We start from the raw sequence: 16,775 nt of genomic DNA on the forward strand, positions 1-16,775 counted from the left end.
ACAGGGAAGGAGAACGCCATGGGTGAGCTGACGCCCTACATCTGCGTGGCCGACTCGAGGGCCGCGATCGAGTGGTACCGCGAGCACCTCGGCGCCGAGGTGACCGTCGACCCCATCGTCATGGAGGACGGGCACGTCGGACACTGCGAGCTGGCCGTCGACGGCGCCCGCTGGATGATGTCGGACGCCTTCGAGGCCGTGGGCGTCGCGCCCCCGGACCCCGCCCGCGGCAACGCCGTGACGCTCCACCTCACGGTCACCGACGTCGACGAACGCTGCCGCCGGGTGCAGGAGGGAGGGGCGACGCTCGACCGGGGGCCGGAGGACAACCCGCCGATCGGCCGCCTCGCGGTCTTCCACGACCCCTTCGGGCACCGCTGGTTCCTCAACCAACCCCTGCCGGAGCCCGACTGACGGCAGCCGGGCGAGGTCAGGCCGGGTCGCTCCGTCAGGCCCGGTCAGGCCCGGTCAGGCCCGGTCAGGCCCGGTCAGGCCCGGTCAGGCCCGGTCNCGCTGTCGGCGCCGCGACCACGGAGCACGAGGAACCCGCCGACCCCCAGCAGCACGACGGTGCCGACGATGGTGAGCAGGATCGGCACGAGGAGCGAGCCCTGGGCGTCGTCGGCGCCGGAGACGGGCTTGACGTGCACCGTCGCACCCGCGGTGGTGGCGGTGGACCCGTCGAGCCCGATCGTGGCGTGGAACGAGAAGGTGCCGGTGACGGGGTGGCCGTCGTCGGAGGTGACGCGGTAGGAGACCGTGTAGTCGCCGCCCGGTGCGTTCGGGGCGAGCGGCTGCGTGACGGCGCGGCCCTCGATCGTCGGGCTGCCGGACGACACGGGCCCCGACGGTCCGGTGACGACGACCTGGGTGCCGATCTCGAGCGGGGCCTCGGAGAAGGTGAGCACAACCGCTCCGGGCAGCTGCGCCACCGTCGTCCCGTCGGCCGGGTCGGTGCGCTCGAGGACGTCGTGGGCGAAGGCCGTCGTCGGCAGTGCGACGAGAAGTCCGAGGGCGAGCAGCGCAGAGGTGAGACGACGCATGCCGCTCAGGTTACGTCGTGCCCGGGGACGCGCTTCACCGCCCACCAGAAGCCGCCGAAGCCGTGCCGGTCGAGCAGCCGCGCCTCCGTGCTGGCCCGCTCGAGCGCGGCGAGGTACGCGAGCGGGGCGCTGCCGGCGAGTGCGTGCGCCGGGGTGGCTCCCGTGAGCCCGAGTGCCCGCAGCGCCTCGCGCTGGGTGCGCACCTCGTCGGCGTCAAGGGTGTCCATGGCGACGTGGGCCGTCACGTCGCACGAGCCGTCGGGCACGGGTGCCGTCAGCCGACCGCCGGCGTATGCCGTGAGCGTCCCTCCGGGGGGACGTGTCGTCGCGACGTGGCCGTAGTCCACGGCGAGCAGGAGGCCGGAGTCGACGCGCGAGACGAGGTCGGCCCAGGCCTCGTCGCGGGCGAGGCCGATCTCGAGGCGGTCACCGGGGATCCTCGTGGGCCAGTGGGCCTGCGCCCAACGTCGGTCGGCGCCCGCAGGCGCATCGCCGAGCGACTCCTCGCCGGTTGCGGGGTCGACGAGCACCTCGCGTGCGGTGCCGTCGGCGTCGACCTCGGCGACGGTGCACGGCACGACGTCGAGCCACTCGTGGGCGATGACGAGGGCGTCGTGCAGGCCGGACAGCTCGGGCGGCAGGGCCGCGCCACCCGCGGAACGGAGCCACTCGACCCGGTCGTCGAGGCCCTCGGGGCGCTCGACGACGTCGACCGCGACCACCCGCGGTCGAGGTGGTCCGTCGTGACCGGCCGCGACGGCATACCCCGACCCGGAGGAGGCGTCGTGGGGTCGAGGTGCTTCGTCGTGACCGGGCGCGACGGCATACCTCGAGCCGAGGTGGTCGAGGGCGGCGAGCAGGTGCGTCGCGAGCTCGCCGCGTCCTGCGCCGACGTCGACGACGACCGAGGGGGCGGCGGTTCCGTGCTCCGCGGTCCACAGCGCCAGCAGGGCCTCGGCGAGCACCCGGCCGGTCGGGCCGTGCGCGGCGGTGGTGAAGTGGGCGGCCGGGCCGCCGCGCGTCACGTAGAAGCCCCGCCCCGCGGCATACAGCGCCTCGTGCCACGCGTCGCGCCAGGGAAGGGGATCCACGCCTGCCGACTGTAGGCGATAGCGTGCCGTGGGTGAGCACCCCGCACGAGCGTCCCGCGCGCTTCGACGTCGGCGTCGTGGGCGCCGGACGCGTCGGATCCGTCCTCGGAGCCGCCCTGGCCCGGGCCGGCCACGTCGTCACCGGCGTCTCCGCCGTCAGCGAGGAGAGCCTCGAGCGGGCGGCGGCACTGCTGCCCGGGGTGCCGGTCAAGGCGATCCCCGAGGTTGTCTCGGGCGCGCACCTCGTGGTGCTCGCCGTGCCGGACGACGCCCTCGCCGACCTCGTCGCGGGCCTCAGCGCCACGGGCACCTTCACACCGGGCCAGCTCGTCATGCACACGTCCGGGGCGCACGGCATCTCGGTGTTCGAGGCGGCGGTGGACAGCGACATCGTTCCGCTCGCGCTGCACCCGGCCATGACGTTCACGGGCACCGAGCTCGACCTCGACCGGCTCCACGACTGCTGCTTCGGCGTGACGACGACCGACCTCGCGCGACCGCTCGGCGAGGCGCTCGTCATCGAGCTGGGCGGTGACCCGGTGTGGATCTCCGAGGAGGACCGCGTCACCTACCACGCGGCCCTCGCGCACGGCTCGAACCACCTCGTCACGCTCGTGGCCCAGTCGATGCAGCTGCTCGGCGAGGCCGGCGTCGACGACCCGGCGCGTGTCCTCGAGCCGCTGCTGACGGCGGCCCTGTCCAACACCCTCCAACGGGGTGACGCAGCCCTCACCGGTCCGGTCGCGCGCGGCGATGCCGGTACCGTTGCCGGGCACGTCGCGATGCTGCGCAAGGTCGCCCCGGACATCCGCCCGACCTACCTGGCGCTGGCCCGCGCGACGGCACAGCGGGCCCTGCTCAGCGGGCGCCTCCGCGCCTCCGACGCCGGCCCGCTGCTCGAGCTGCTCGCGCACGAGGAGGACCAACCGTGACCGACACCACCGCAGACACCACCACACACACCACCACCGAGACGAGCGCCGACACCACGGCGCCGCCCGCGGCTCCCGTGGTCGCCCGGACGAGGGACGAGCTGCGCGAGGCGCGTGCGGCGCTCGACGACGGCGACGTCGCCGTCGTCATGACGATGGGAGCCCTGCACGAGGGGCACGCGACCCTCATCCACCAGGCCCGCAAGACCCACCGCCACGTCGTCGTGACGATCTTCCTCAACCCGCTCCAGTTCGGGCCCAAGGAGGACCTCTCGCGCTACCCGCGGACGTTCGACGCCGACCTCGACATCTGCACGGCCGCGGGCGTCGACCTCGTCTTCGCCCCGACGCCCGACGTCATCTACCCCGACGGCGACCCGGGGGTGCGCGTCTCGGCAGGACCGCTCGGCGACGTCCTCGAGGGCCAGGCCCGTCCCGGGCACTTCGACGGCATGCTCACGGTCGTCGGCAAGCTCATGCACCTGACCCGGTGCAGCGCGGCCTACTTCGGGCAGAAGGACGCCCAGCAGCTGCTCCTCATCCGCCGGATGTGCCGCGACCTCGACTTCCCGGTGCGCGTCGTGGCGGTGCCGACCGTGCGCGAGCCCGACGGCCTCGCGATGTCGAGCCGCAACACCTACCTCACCGACTCCGACCGTGAGACGGCCCTGTGCCTCTCGGCCGCTCTCCGCGCCGGGGCCGACGCCGCCGTCGAGGGCCCGTCGGCCGTCCGTCGCGCCGCCCGGGCCGTCCTCGTGCGCGAGCCGCTCGCCCTCGTCGACTACCTCGTGCTCGTCCACCCGGACACGCTCGAGGACGTGCCGGAGTGGTACCGCGGCGAGGCACTGCTCGCCGTGGCGGGGCGAGTGGGTACGACTCGTCTCATCGACAACCTGCCGGTGCTCGTCGGACCGGGCGGCGGCGCGCTCGAGACCTTCTCCCAGCCCTGACCGACCAGAGTCCCCTTCTCGCGCAACGACGCTCCAGCCAGCAACCCGAGGAAGCCACATCGTGCAGCGTTTCATGCTCCACTCGAAGATCCACCGGGCCACCGTGACGCAGGCCGACCTGCACTACGTCGGCTCACTGACGATCGACCGCGACCTGCTCGACGCCGCCGACCTGTGGCCGGGCCAGCAGGTCGACGTCGTCGACGTCGACAACGGCAACCGCCTGACGACCTACGCGATCGAGGGCGAGCGCGGCACGGGCATCGTCTGCATCAACGGGGCTGCCGCCCGGCTCATCTCGCCCGGTGACACGGTCATCATCATCGCGTACGCCGCGATGGACGATGCCGAGGCACGCACCTTCGAGCCGCAGGTCGTCTTCGTCGACGAGCACAACCGGGTGGTCGAGGTGGGGCACGATGCAGGTGACGTGCCCGACGGCTTCGGTCTGCTGACCTCGGCCGTCACCGAGCGTCACCACGAGTACCAGGACTGAGAGGCCAGCCGTATGCCGCAGAGCGGGCTCCCCGACGTGACCGTCCCCCGGCGGCTGCGCGCGCCCGCGCCCGGCTGGACGGCGACCGCCGACGTCATCGTCGTCGGCTCCGGCGTCGCCGGTCTCACGACGGCACTGCGGCTGAGGCGCCGCGTCGACCGCGTGCTCCTCGTGACGAAGACCGTGCTCGACGAGGGCTCGACGGCGTGGGCGCAGGGCGGCATCGCCGCCGTCATGTCCCCGGAGGACAGCGCCGCCGAGCACATCCACGACACCCTCGTCGCCGGCGTCGGCCTCTGTGACGTCGACGCCGTGGAGGCTCTCGTGCACGAGGGCACCGACGCCGTCTGGGACCTCATCGCGCTCGGCGCGGAGTTCGACCGCGGCGACACCGGCGGGCTGTCGCTGACGCGCGAGGGCGGCCACCACCGCGACCGCATCCTCCATGCCGGTGGCGACGCGACCGGCCGCGAGATCAGCCGTGCCCTCATCGCCGCCCTGGACCGGGTGCGCGACGACCCCGGCATCGAGGTCATCGAGCACGCGCTCGTCGTCGACCTCCTGGCCGACGCCGACGCCCGCGTGTGCGGCGTGACGCTCCACGTGATCGGGGAGGGCCAGGTCGACGGCGTCGGCGCCGCGCACGCGCGCGCCGTCGTGCTCGCGACCGGTGGCCTCGGCCAGATCTACGCCTCGACGACGAACCCGTCCGTCGCCACGGGTGACGGCATGGCCGCCGCGCTGCGGGCCGGCGCCGTCCTCGCCGACCTCGAGTTCGTCCAGTTCCACCCGACGGTCCTCTGGCTCGGTGAGGGCTCGCGCGGGCAGCAGCCGCTCATCTCCGAGGCGGTGCGCGGCGAGGGTGCGTTCCTCGTCGACGAGGCGGGCGAGCGCTTCATGCAGGGCCAGCACCCGCTTGCCGACCTCGCACCCCGTGACGTCGTGGCCCGCGCCATCATCGCGCGGATGCGCGAGAGCGGCACCGACCACGTCTACCTCGACTGCCGCCACCTCGGCGCCGAGTTCCTCGAGCAGCGCTTCCCGTCGATCGTGCTGCGCTGCCGCGAGCTCGGCTTCGACCCAGCCACTCAGCTGCTCCCGGTCGCACCCGCACAGCACTACGCGAGCGGCGGCGTGCGCACCGACCTGCGTGGACGGTCGTCGCTCGAGGGGCTCTACGCGTGCGGCGAGACGTCGTGCACCGGCGTCCACGGCGCCAACCGCCTTGCGAGCAACTCGCTCCTCGAGGGCCTCGTCTTCGCCCGCCGCATCGCCGACGACCTCACGGCCCGGCTCGGTGCCGGCGAGCTGCCGGAGACCGCTCCCGTCGCGGTCGACGGCGAGCCGGAGCTGATCCGCGGCAAGCGTCGCCTCGACGTGCAGCGCGCCATGACCGCCGGTTCCGGCACCGTGCGCTCGGCCGCCTCGCTCGCGGCGACGCAGGAGACCCTGGCCGCGCTCGCGACCCGCGCCGTCACCGACGACGCCGACAAGCTGGGCGGACCCAAGAGCTGGGAGACGACCAACCTGCTCCACCTCGGACGAGCGCTGACGTATGCCGCCGCGCTGCGTGACGAGACCCGCGGCGGTCACGTGCGCGAGGACTTCCCGGCCCGCGACGACGAGCACTTCCTGCACCACGTGCACCTCCAGCGCTCCGACGCCGGCGTGCTGGAGGCCATGGTCGTGCCCGTGCCGCGCTCCAACCTCGACGGCCTCGACCTCGACGGCTCGGTGCCGCTCGACGTGCTCGACGAGGACCGCGCGGACGGGACGCGACCCGCGAACGGGGCCGGACGGCATACGCAGTCGGTGGGATCGACGGAGGAGACGCAGTGAGCGACGACGGCCTGAGCGGGTTCCCCCACGAGTGGGCGCGCGAGCTCGTCACGGTGGCGCTGCGCGAGGACCTCGGCCCCGAGGGCGTCGACGTGACGACGCTCGCGACCATCCCCGCCGACCAGACGCGCACGGCCGAGATCGTCGCGCGGGCGCCGGGCGTCGTCGCCGGCGTGCCGGTCATCGGGCTCGTGCTCGCGGCGGTCGCCGAGCAGATCGGCGGCGCGGTGCCGTCGGTCGAGGTGGTGAACGACGACGGCGCGCGCCTCGTGCGCGGTGACGTCATCGCGCGGCTGACCGGGCCTACCCCGGTCGTCCTCGTGGCCGAGCGCACCATCCTCAACATCCTGAGCCGGCTCTCCGGCGTCGCCACCCACACGCGGCGCTGGGCCGACGCGCTCGAGGGCACCTCGACGATGGTGCTCGACACCCGCAAGACGACACCCGGCATGCGCTGGCTGGAGAAGTACGCCGTGCGCTGCGGCGGGGGCACCAACAAGCGCATGGGCCTCTACGACGTCGCGATGATCAAGGACAACCACAAGCTCGCGGCAGGCTCTGTCGCGGCGGCGTACGCGTTGGTGCGCGAGCGCTTCCCCGACGTCGACGTGCAGGTCGAGGTGACGACGCCGGCCGAGGCGCAGGAGGCGTACGACGCGGGGGCGCGCTTCATCATGTGCGACAACATGTCGGTCGACGTGCTGCGCGAGACCGTCGGGCTGCTCAGGGCCGCAGGCGAGCCCGTCGAGATCGAGGCCACCGGCGGGCTCACCCTCGAGGTCGTCGCCGAGCACGCTGCGACGGGGGTCGACTTCGTGTCGGTCGGCGGTCTGACGCACAGCTCGCCCATCGTCGACATCGCCCTCGACCTCGTCGACTGACCCGTCGAGAGGCCACCACTGGCCGCCCGTGACCCGTCGAGAGGCCACAACTGGCCGCCCCTGACGCGTCGAGAGGCCACGACTGGCCGCCCGTGACCCGTCGAGAGGCCACCTGTGGCCGGGGACTGGAATGGCCACTCGACCGCCGCGAAGCGGCCGATCGTGGCCTCTCGACGGTTGGTGATGGGGTGACGCTCCGGGCGGCGGGCGTAGCCTGCGACGGAGGAGGGTGCCGTGGGTGTCGTCGACGAGCTGGTCCGCGCGAGAGCCGAGTTCGAGCGCGGTGAGTGGTCTGCCGCCCTGGACCGGTGGTCCGCCGTCGACGCCGACGGCCTCACGGCGGACGACCTCGAGTCCTCCGCCGCCGCGGCCCACCTGCTCGGTCGGGTGGGCGACGCCGTCGAGCGCTACCGGCGCGCCTTCGACACCCGCGTCTCCGACGGCGACACCGCTGGAGCCGCGCGCTGCGCCTTCCACCTGTCGATGATCGGGCGGACGAGCGGTGACCAGTCCGCGGGCGCGGCGTGGCTGGCGCGCGGCGAACGCCTCGTCGAGGCGCTGCCCGAGGGGAGCCTCGAGTCCGGCTACGTGGCCTTCGCCCGCATGTTCTCGCACCTCGGCGCCGGCAGGTTCGCGGAGGCCGGCACCTGTGCGGTCGAGGCGACCGAGGCGGGCCGCCGCCACGACGACGCGGCCCTCCTGGCAACCGGGCTGTGCGCCCAGGGGCGGATGGCGATCTACGGCGACCGCATCCCCGACGGCCTCTCGCTCCTCGACGAGTCGATGCTCGAGGCGACGAGCCGCATCGTGGCGCCCGTCATGCTCGGACACGTCTACTGCACGGCCATCGAGGGCTGCCAGGAGGTGTCGGACCTGCGCCGGGTCGTGGAGTGGACGCAGCTGCTGCACCGCTGGTGCACCGAGCAGCCCGGGCTCGTCACCTTCACCGGCCAGTGCAGTCTGCACCGCGCCCAGGTCATGCGGGCCCACGGGGCGTGGGATGCCGCCCTCGAGGAGCTCACCGCCGCGATCGAGCGCTACCGGCTCGCGGGCGCCATCGATGCCGTGGGCCAGGCCGCGTGCGAACGCGGCGACCTCCTGCGGCTGCGCGGTGACCTCGAGGCTGCCGAGGCGGCCTACCAGCGCAGTGCCGAGCACGGCTACGACCCGCAGCCCGGTTCGGCCCTGCTGTGGCTCGCTCGGGGGCAGACCGCAGCGGCGCTCGGGGCCGTCCGGCGGCTCCTGGCCGAACCCGGGCCGTCGGTGCGTCGCAGCCGGGTCCTGCCCGCCGCCGTCGACGTCCTCCTCGCCGCGCACGACGTCGACGCCGCCCGCGACTGTGCGCGGGAGCTCGACGGACTCGCCGAGTCGTTCGGCTCCGAGGTGCTCGCCGCGGCGGCCTCGACGGCGTGGGGTCGGGTCCAGCTCGCCTCGGGCGACCCGGCGGGGGCGCTGCCCTACCTGCGCAAGGCGCACCAGGCGTGGGTGCGCCTGGACATGCCCCACGAGGCGGCGCTCGCGCAGGCGGGCACGGGTCGGGCGTTGGTCGCCCTCGGTGACCACGAGTCCGCCCGCCGCGCGCTCGCGTCGGCGCGCCGGGTGCTCGTGTCGGTGGGGGCCGGCCCGGACGTGGACGACCTCGACGGCGTGGGCTCGACCGCCTCACGCCCCGCCCGTCTCACCGAGCGCGAGGTCGAGGTGCTGGGTCTCGTCGCCGAGGGGCGGAGCAACGCGCAGATCGCGTCGGCACTGGTGCTCAGCGACCGGACCGTGGCCCGCCACCTCAGCAACATCTTCACCAAGCTCGGGGTCGGGAGCCGAACGGCCGCAGCGGCTTTCGCCTTCGAGCACGACCTCGTACGCCGTCAGGGCTGACCGTCCGGCGCCCGACGGGTGCCCACCGTGCCAACGGACGGCGGACCGTGCAAGACGGGTGCCGGACCGGTCGCACGCATCCGACCGGTCCGGGACCGTCCCTCCCCGGACGGTCAGCGGCCCGCAGCCTCGACCGCGGGCGCCCTCGAGGTCGTGGCCGAACGCCGGGCGATGTGGCTCGCGACGTGGGCGGCGTCGCGACCGACGCCGGGCAGCACCATCGAGGCGAACGCGTACTGGAAGGCCAGCCCGCAGAAGAAGAGACCCGGCACGTCGCTCGAGACGCCGCGGTACTCCCGCGGCCACCCGTCCTCGCCGACGACGGGCACGTCGATCCAGTCGAAGCGCTGGTCGAAGCCGGTGGCCCAGACGACGTTGGCGGCGTCGACCACCGTACCGTCGTCGAGGGTGGGGCGCCCGTCGGTGACTCCGGCGACGCGCTGCACGTGGCGCTCGACGCCGCGGGCGGCGAGGTCCTCGCGCTTGACCCGCAGCATCGGGCCGCCGTGGTGGCGGATCTCCGCCATCATCCTCCGGCCGACCGGTGTCCGGCGCGTCAGCACGTGGCGCCACGCGAAGAGCAGGACGGGGAAGGCGACGTGCACGGCAGGCGTGTCCCAGCGCACCGGGATCTGCCCGCAGTCCCGACCGGCCAGGACGGTCGGTCGGCTCTCGGCGAGCTCGTAGGCGATGTCGCAGCCCGAGTGCGAGGCGCCGACGACGAGCACCGGGCCGTCCCGCAGCTGGCTGGGGCGCCGGTACTGGCTCGAGTGCAGCTGGAGGATCGACGGGTCGAGGTCCGACGCGAAGGCCGGCACGTGAGGCGCACGCCCGAAGGTCCCGGTCGCCACGACGACGTTGCGACAGGCGATGCTGCCGCGGTCCGTCGTCACGACGAAGCCGTCACCGGCCGCGGCGGCGGCGAGCTGCTCCACGCGCACACCCAGCCGGACGGGCAGGCGGAAGTGGGCGGCATACGACTGGAGGTAGGCCGCGACGTCGTCCTTGCCGGGGAAGGACCGCGGGTCGCCGGGGAAGGGCATCCCGGGCAGCGAGTCGTGCCGCACCGAGGAGTAGAGCCGGAGCGAGTCGTACTGCTGTCGCCAGCCGTCCCCGACGGCCTCGTTGCGTTCGAGCACGACGCACTCGTGCCCGCGGTCGACGAGCTCGCGCGCCGTGGCGAGGCCGGCCTGGCCTGCGCCGATGATGACGGTCTCGATGGTCTCCATGGTGTCCCTCCGGGTGGTCGATGTCTCGACCGTAGGAAGGGCAGGGCCGTCACCGCGTCGGCCGCGGTGCCCATCCCCGGGGTAGGGCATGGGTAGGAATGACCACGCGCCCCTGGCCTCTCGACCGGGTCTGGGCGGCCAGAGGTGGCCTCTCGACGGGTCAGTAGCGGCGGTGCCAGAGGTTGAGGGCGTAGTCGACGCCGGTCGCGTCGGGGTGCTCGGCGAGGATGAGGTCGGCGTGCTCGGGGGCGAACTCGATGCCGACGACGGCCTCGAAGTCCGCCCGCGAGTCGAAGTCCCAGCGGATGTCGAGCCGCTCGCGCTGCCAGCCCTGGCGCTCCCAGAACCGCTCGACCGCGCGCGGGTCGTAGCCCGGCAGGGCCCGCCGGAACCACTGCCCGAACGTCGACCGGGTCGCGTCGTTGTCGATGACGAACGCCGCCCCACCCGGGCGGACGATGCGTTCGAGCTCGGCGAGACCGGGCTCGCACCCGGGCCCGAAGAAGTAGGCCCACCGTGCGTGCGCCACGTCGAACGACCCGTCGGGCACCCCGATCGCGGCGGCGCCCTCCTCGCGGACCGACACGGACGGCATACCCGAGACGCGTTGTGCCGCAAGCGAAGCGAGCGGTGGGTGCGGTTCGACGCCGACGACCGAGCGGGCGTCGTGCGCGAAGAAGGGCAGGTGGTAGCCCGTGCCGCAGCCGATGTCGACGACGTCGAGCCCCGACCAGTCGAGCACGGCACGCATGGCGTCCTCGATGACGTGGGCGCGGTCGACGCCGCGGTTCTCGACCTCGTAGACGTCGGGTGTCTCCCAGACGTTGGGGGACGGGATGATCTCCGGCGCGCCGCTCACGTGGACCGCTGGGCCTCGATGGTCGCCGGGTGCACGAGCAGCGGCAGCAGCTTGCGCACACCGCGCGCCCGGACGGCCTTGACCTGGGCCAGGTGCGCCTCGGCGCGGATCGCCAGCTCGGCGTAGGCGAGCGGCCCCATCAGCTCGGTGAGCTCGGGCGCGTTGGACCGGTAGACGGGCTCGCGACCGACGTGCGCCTCGGGGTTGCCCGAGCAGTACCAGTCGAGGTCGTGGCCACCCGGACCCCAGCCGCGGCGGTCGTACTCGGTGATCGTCACCTCGAGGTAGCTCGTGTCGTCGGGCAGCTCGACGGTACGGAAGGTGCGTCGGATCGGCAGCTGCCAGCACACGTCGGGCTTGAGGGTGTGCGGCTCGACGCCGGTCAGGACCGCGTGCTGGTGCAGGGCGCACCCGGCGCCGGCGGGGAAGCCGGGACGGTTGAGGAAGATGCAGGCGCCGTCGACGACCTTCGTCTTGCGCGCACCGTCCTCCTTCTCGGTCCAGTCGTCCTTGCTGCCCGTGGCTCGACCGACGGAGTGGTACTCCCACTCGTCCTCGCCGAGCTCCTCGACGGCCTTCGCGACGCGCTTCCAGTCGTCCTTCTCGGTGAAGTGGGCGCCGAGGGTGCAGCAGCCGTCGTCGGGCCGGCCGGCGTAGATGCCCTGGCAGCCGCTTCCGAAGATGCACGTCCAGCTGCTCGTGAGCCACGTCAGGTCGCAGCGGTAGCGCTGGTTCGTGTCGGCGGGGTCGGTGAACTCGACCCAGACGCGGGGGAGGTCCAGAGGTGCTTCAGCCACCGGCTCACCCTATGCCGCGGAGGTTTCCGGCGCGCCGACGAGGACCACCTCGTGGATGGTGCGTCTCGGGCGGAGACCGCCGGCGTATGCCGTGTGCTCCCGCGTGCGGGGACGCGAGCGTACGCTGGCGGTGGCGTCCAGGTCGCCTCCGGTGCGCGGGAAGGGGCTCAGCCTCCCTGGGCACGACAGCATGCGGTCCGACCTCCTTTCGGCCCGGCGAGCGCACGCGGGCACGACGAGAGGAGGCCGTCATGGCCCTGTCCCTGCCCGGCAACCCCGACCTCGAGCGCCTGCGACGCGATGCGCGTCGGCTGCAGCGCGGTGTCCGGTCCGCCGATCCCGCTGCACTGGCCCTCGTGGCACGACACCACCCCGCGGGGCTGCCGGACAAGACGGCGTCGTTCTCGCTGTCCGACGCGCAGCTGGTCGTGGCGCGCGGGTACGGCTTCGCGAGCTGGCCGCGACTGCGCGCCTACCTCGCGGTGGCCGCAGACCTTGGTCGTGACCCGGTCGTGCTCGATCCGGTCGCGGCCGATGGAGTCGATACGGAGGCCGAGTCTGCCTCTGTCACAACGGCGCTCGCGTGCCTGACGTACACCGACCGTGACGAGCCGGCACGGTGGGCCCGTGCCGCCGAGCGGCTCGCGGCCGACCCGAGGCTCGTGGAGCGCGACGTTTTCGTGGCGGCGGTCGCCGGTGACGCCGAGGCCCTGCGCGCCCACGTCGCCGCCGACCCCGGCGCGGCGACGAGGGAAGGGGGGCCGTTCCGGTGGGCACCGCTCCTCTACGTCGTCTACTCCCGGATGCCCCAGGTGGACCCCGTCGCGTCGGCCCGGCTCCTGCTCGACGCCGGCGCCGACCCCGACAGCGGCTACCTCTGGCAGGGGTTCCCGAGCGCGTTCACCGCACTGACCGGCGCCTTCGGCGAGGGCGAGGCGGGACCGTCGCGCCAGCCGCGACACCCGCAGTGGCGCGCCCTCGCCGAGCTGCTGCTCGATCGCGGCGCCGACCCCAACGACCGGCAGACGCTCTACAACCGGATGTTCAACCGCGACGACAGCCACCTCGAGCTGCTCCTCGCGGGCGGGCTGGGCCGGCCGGCCTCCGAGGTGTGGGCCCGACGCACGGGCGAGCCGGCCGAGACCATCGACGAGATGCTCACCCGTCAGGTCGAGTGGGCGCAGGGCCACGGGTTCGCGGCGCGGCTGGAGCTCCTCGTCGCGCACGGCCTGGCCGATCCCGAGGTGACCGCCGCCGCCCCCGGGACGGCGGCGTCGCCGGGCAGGACGCCTCTTCACGAGGCTGCCTTCATGAACGACGTCGAGCTGGTGCGGGCGCTCCTCGGCTCCGGGGGGGATCCGGAGGCGCGCGACGCGGTGCACGGGACCCGACCCTACGAGTGGGCGGCGTGGGCGCGTGCCGACGACACCGCGGCCGTGCTGCGCGAGGTCACGAGCGGCCTCACCGCCGAGGGCTAGCGTGAGGGCATGACGTCGAGGGCGAGCAGCGAGGCGACGCCGAAGGGGCGCGGACGTCGCCCGGGCGGCGTCGACACGCGCGCCGCCATCGTCGACGCCGCGCGAAAGTCCTTTGCCGCCAAGGGCTACGACAAGGCGAGCATGCGTGGCATCGCTCGCGAGGCGGGCGTCGACCCGGCCCTCGTGCACCACTACTTCGAGGGCAAGGCGGCGCTCTTCGCGGAGACGCTCGACGTGCCGGTCAACCCCGCCGAGCTCATCGAACGGATCACGGCGGGCGACGTCGACCGGCTCGGCTGGCGGATCGTCGAGACGTTCCTGACGGTGTGGGAGCCTCCGGAGCGGCGCGACGCCCTCGTGGCCCTCGTGCGTTCGAGCATGACGAGCGAGGAGGCCGCGCGGATGCTGCGGGAGTTCCTCGGGCGGGAGGTGTTCGGACGCATCGCGGCGAGCACGGGCGCGGCCGACCCGCAGCTGCGTGGCGCCCTCGCCGCGTCGCAGATGATCGGGCTCGTCGTGGCGCGCTACGTCATCCGGGTGCCGGCGATGGCCGAGGCGACGCGCGAGGAGCTCGTCGAGCGGATCGGCCCGGTGCTCCAGCACCATCTCGTGGACAGGCTGCCCGAGCAGGAGTAGATTTCATCACATGATGAATAACAGTGGTCCGGCGGTCGCCGTGAGCGGCCTGCAGGTCGTGCGCGGGAAGCGCCGCGTGATCCCGGACCTCGACCTCGAGATCCCCGCCGGCCAGGTGGTGGGCCTGCTCGGGCCGTCCGGCTCGGGCAAGTCCACGCTCATGCGCTGCATCGTCGGCGTGCAGATCATCGAGTCGGGCACCGTGACCGTGCTCGGCCATCCGGCAGGCTCGCCCGTGCTGCGCGACCGCGTCGGCTACGTCACCCAGAGCCCCAGCGTCTACGCCGACCTCAGCGTCCGCGACAACGTCGTCTACTTCGGCCGCGCGGTCGGCCTGCGCGGGACCGAGCTGCGCGAGGCCGTCGACCGCACGCTCTCCGAGGTCGACCTCGTCTCCTACGCCGACCAGCTCGTCCAGGACCTCTCGGGCGGCCAGGAGTCACGCGTCTCCCTCGCCGCCGCGCTCGTCGGCCGCCCCAGCCTGCTCGTCCTCGACGAGCCGACCGTCGGCCTCGACCCGGTGCTGCGCCGCGACCTGTGGGAGCTCTTCCGCCACCTCGCCGAACGCGGGCACTCGCTCGTCGTGTCGAGCCACGTCATGGACGAGGCCACCCGCTGCGACCGGCTCGTCCTCCTGCGGGAGGGTCACGTCCTCGCCGACGTCACGCCCGCCGAGCTGCTCCAGCAGACCGGGGCCGTCGACGCCGACGCCGCCTTCCTCGCCCTCATCGACGCCGAGACCACCCGGTCCGGGGAGAGGAGCGCGTCGTGAACGCCGGGCTCACCGCTGCCACCTCGGGCCGCGTCCTGCGCCAGGTGCGCACCGACCACCGCACCATCGGGCTCATCATCATCGTGCCGTGCGTCCTGCTCGGCCTGCTCGCGTGGATCTACAACGGGACGCGGGTCTTCGACGCGATCGGCCCGGCCCTGCTCGGGGTCTTCCCGATGGTCGTCATGTTCATCGTCACGTCGGTCGCGACCCTGCGCGAGCGCCAGTCCGGCACCCTCGAGCGCCTGCTCACCACACCGATGGGCAAGGGCGACTTCATGCTCGGGTATGCCGTCGCGTTCGGAGCGCTCGCCGTCGTGCAGGCCGTGATCGCAACGGGATTCGCCGTCTGGGTGTGCGGCCTCGGCGTCGCCGGGCCGGTGTGGCTGCTCGTCGTCGTCGCCGTCTTCGACGCCGTCCTCGGCACCGCGCTCGGGCTGCTCGCGAGCGGCTTCGCGCGCACCGAGTTCCAGGCCGTGCAGTTCATGCCGGCGTTCCTCCTGCCGCAGTTCCTGCTCTGTGGGCTGCTCATCCCGCGCGACCAGCTGCCGACCGTCCTCGAGTGGGTGAGCAACGTCCTGCCGCTGTCCTACGCCGTCGACGCGATGAAGGAGATCGCGCGCAACCCCGACCCCGTGACCGCGGTGCTCGGCGACCTCGGCATCGTCGCGGCCTTCATCGGCGGGGCCCTCGCCCTCGCCTCGCTCACCCTGAGCCGCCGCTCCGCCTGACGGGCCCACCCCGCAACACGGCATACGCCCCCTCGCCCCGCTTCCCCCACCGAACGCAGCGTTCGGTCGCGAACTCAGCGTTCTGCCAACGCGTTCGCCGCCGAGGGCCGCGTTCGGTGGGGAAGGGAGTCGGGGCTCGAGGGGGCCGGAGGTCGCGGCACTAGGGTTGGGGCATGCGCCTGGGCGTCATCGACATCGGGTCCAACACGGTCCACCTCCTCGTCGTCGACGCACACCCCGGCGCGCAGCCGCTGCCGGCGTTCTCGCACAAGACCGAGCTGCGCCTGTCGGAGAGCCTCGAGGCCGACGGAAGGGTCAGCGACTCGACGGCCGACCGGCTCGTCGCCTTCATCCTCGAGTGCCTCGGGGTCGCCGAGGACCAGGGCGTCAGCGACCTCTTCGCCTTCGCCACGTCGGCGCTGCGCGAGTCGCCGAACGGTGACGCCGTCATCGAGCGCGTGCGCGCCGAGACCGGCGTGGAGCTCGAGGCGCTCAGCGGCGCCGACGAGGCGCGCATGACCTTCCTCGCGGTGCGTCGCTGGTTCGGCTGGTCGAGCGGGCGCCTGCTCGTCGTCGACATCGGCGGCGGGTCGCTCGAGCTGGCGAGCGGTCTCGACGAGGAGCCGGACGTCGCGCTCAGCCTGCCGCTGGGAGCCGGACGCCTGACCCGCGAGCGCCTGCCCGGGGACCCGCCGAGCGTGGCCGCCGCGCGCGAGCTGCGCGCTCACGTCCGCTCGGCCCTCGCCGAGCACGTGCGCCCGCTGCTGACGTCCGGCAGCCCCGACCGCGCGGTCGGCACCTCCAAGACGATGCGATCGCTGGCCCGCATCGCCGGTGCCGCGCCGCGCGCCGACGGCCAATTCGTGCCGCGCACCCTGTCGCGCGACGACCTCCACGCGATCGTGAACAGGCTCGCGGGCCTCGACACGGCCGCGCGCGCGACCCTGCCCGGGGTCTCCGAGGGCCGCGCCCGCCAGCTCTACGCCGGCGCGCTCGTCGCCGAGGCGGCGCTCGACCTGCTCCAGGTCGAGCAGCTCGACATCTGCCCGTGGGCCCTGCGCGAGGGCCTCATCCTCCGGCGGCTCGACCACCTCATCTCGTGACGCACCCGCCCCGCCCGCCGCACCCGGACCGGCCCGCGGCCGCCCCGGGACGGTGGCGCAGAA

General features: G+C 73.7%; 16 protein-coding genes and 1 pseudogene. 12 read left to right on the forward strand and 5 right to left on the reverse strand.

The annotated features are described in order from the left end of the window. The first annotated feature begins 18 nt into the window (after positions 1-18). Entirely contained in the window at positions 19-414 is a 396-nt protein-coding gene (locus tag ASG96_RS02385; RefSeq protein ID WP_056760005.1) for a glyoxalase/bleomycin resistance/extradiol dioxygenase family protein, read from the forward strand. A gap of 97 nt (positions 415-511) precedes the next feature. Here ASG96_RS02385 and ASG96_RS02390 read toward each other — a convergent pair. Both ASG96_RS02390 and ASG96_RS02395 read right to left on the reverse strand, forming a co-directional pair. Next, positions 512-1,043, reverse strand: a pseudogene (locus ASG96_RS02390) (copper resistance protein CopC); the annotation flags it as partial. Positions 1,044-1,048: 5 nt separating this feature from the next. Further along, entirely contained in the window at positions 1,049-2,134 is a 1,086-nt protein-coding gene (locus tag ASG96_RS02395; protein ID WP_057586384.1) for an SAM-dependent methyltransferase, read from the reverse strand. A 23-nt stretch (positions 2,135-2,157) separates the two neighbouring features. Between ASG96_RS02395 and ASG96_RS02400 the strand changes: the two genes are divergently transcribed. From ASG96_RS02400 to ASG96_RS02425, 6 genes are all read left to right on the forward strand, one after another. After that, entirely contained in the window at positions 2,158-3,066 is a 909-nt protein-coding gene (locus ASG96_RS02400) for a Rossmann-like and DUF2520 domain-containing protein (protein ID WP_057586387.1), read from the forward strand. Positions 3,067-3,143: 77 nt separating this feature from the next. Next, a complete protein-coding gene (gene panC, locus ASG96_RS02405; RefSeq protein WP_057586729.1) occupies positions 3,144-4,016 on the forward strand; it encodes a pantoate--beta-alanine ligase in 873 nt (290 codons plus the stop codon). A 61-nt stretch (positions 4,017-4,077) separates the two neighbouring features. After that, a complete protein-coding gene (gene panD, locus ASG96_RS02410) occupies positions 4,078-4,512 on the forward strand; it encodes an aspartate 1-decarboxylase (RefSeq protein WP_056759998.1) in 435 nt (144 codons plus the stop codon). Positions 4,513-4,524: 12 nt separating this feature from the next. Then, entirely contained in the window at positions 4,525-6,351 is a 1,827-nt protein-coding gene (locus ASG96_RS02415) for an L-aspartate oxidase (RefSeq protein WP_057586389.1), read from the forward strand. Beyond that, a complete protein-coding gene (gene nadC / locus ASG96_RS02420) occupies positions 6,348-7,232 on the forward strand; it encodes a carboxylating nicotinate-nucleotide diphosphorylase (protein WP_057586391.1) in 885 nt (294 codons plus the stop codon). The genes ASG96_RS02415 and nadC overlap by 4 nt, the downstream gene beginning before the upstream one ends. A 234-nt stretch (positions 7,233-7,466) precedes the next feature. Further along, on the forward strand, positions 7,467-9,107 hold the full coding sequence (locus ASG96_RS02425) for a LuxR family transcriptional regulator (protein WP_057586393.1): 1,641 nt from the start codon (positions 7,467-7,469) through the stop codon (positions 9,105-9,107). A gap of 113 nt (positions 9,108-9,220) precedes the next feature. On the opposite strand, the gene ASG96_RS02430 is transcribed toward ASG96_RS02425, so the two are convergent. From ASG96_RS02430 to ASG96_RS02440, 3 genes are all read right to left on the reverse strand, one after another. Next, positions 9,221-10,336, reverse strand: coding sequence for an NAD(P)/FAD-dependent oxidoreductase (locus ASG96_RS02430; RefSeq protein WP_057586397.1), 1,116 nt, complete (start codon positions 10,334-10,336; stop codon positions 9,221-9,223). 160 nt (positions 10,337-10,496) lie between these two features. Continuing rightward, a complete protein-coding gene (locus ASG96_RS02435; protein WP_056759988.1) occupies positions 10,497-11,195 on the reverse strand; it encodes a class I SAM-dependent methyltransferase in 699 nt (232 codons plus the stop codon). After that, entirely contained in the window at positions 11,192-11,992 is an 801-nt protein-coding gene (locus ASG96_RS02440) for a hypothetical protein (protein ID WP_056759986.1), read from the reverse strand. The genes ASG96_RS02435 and ASG96_RS02440 overlap by 4 nt, the downstream gene beginning before the upstream one ends. 251 nt (positions 11,993-12,243) lie before the next feature. On the opposite strand from ASG96_RS02440, the gene ASG96_RS02445 reads away from it, so the two are divergent. The 5 genes from ASG96_RS02445 to ASG96_RS02465 all read left to right on the forward strand — a co-directional run bounded on the left by ASG96_RS02445 (position 12,244) and on the right by ASG96_RS02465 (position 16,712). Further along, entirely contained in the window at positions 12,244-13,470 is a 1,227-nt protein-coding gene (locus ASG96_RS02445; RefSeq protein ID WP_082591575.1) for an ankyrin repeat domain-containing protein, read from the forward strand. A 9-nt stretch (positions 13,471-13,479) separates the two neighbouring features. Further along, entirely contained in the window at positions 13,480-14,106 is a 627-nt protein-coding gene (locus tag ASG96_RS02450) for a TetR family transcriptional regulator (protein ID WP_056759984.1), read from the forward strand. A 10-nt stretch (positions 14,107-14,116) separates the two neighbouring features. Next, positions 14,117-14,878, forward strand: a complete 762-nt coding sequence (locus ASG96_RS02455; RefSeq protein WP_056759982.1) for an ABC transporter ATP-binding protein — start codon at positions 14,117-14,119, stop codon at positions 14,876-14,878. Further along, a complete protein-coding gene (locus tag ASG96_RS02460; protein WP_056759980.1) occupies positions 14,875-15,609 on the forward strand; it encodes an ABC transporter permease in 735 nt (244 codons plus the stop codon). Before ASG96_RS02455 ends, ASG96_RS02460 begins: the two co-directional genes overlap by 4 nt. 173 nt (positions 15,610-15,782) lie before the next feature. Continuing rightward, complete coding sequence (locus tag ASG96_RS02465; RefSeq protein ID WP_057586399.1) at positions 15,783-16,712, forward strand: Ppx/GppA phosphatase family protein; 930 nt, start codon at positions 15,783-15,785, stop codon at positions 16,710-16,712. The last annotated feature ends 63 nt before the right edge of the window (positions 16,713-16,775 follow it).

Origin of the sequence: Terrabacter sp. Soil810 (genome assembly GCF_001429645.1) — a bacterium.
Classification (GTDB): domain Bacteria; phylum Actinomycetota; class Actinomycetes; order Actinomycetales; family Dermatophilaceae; genus Terrabacter.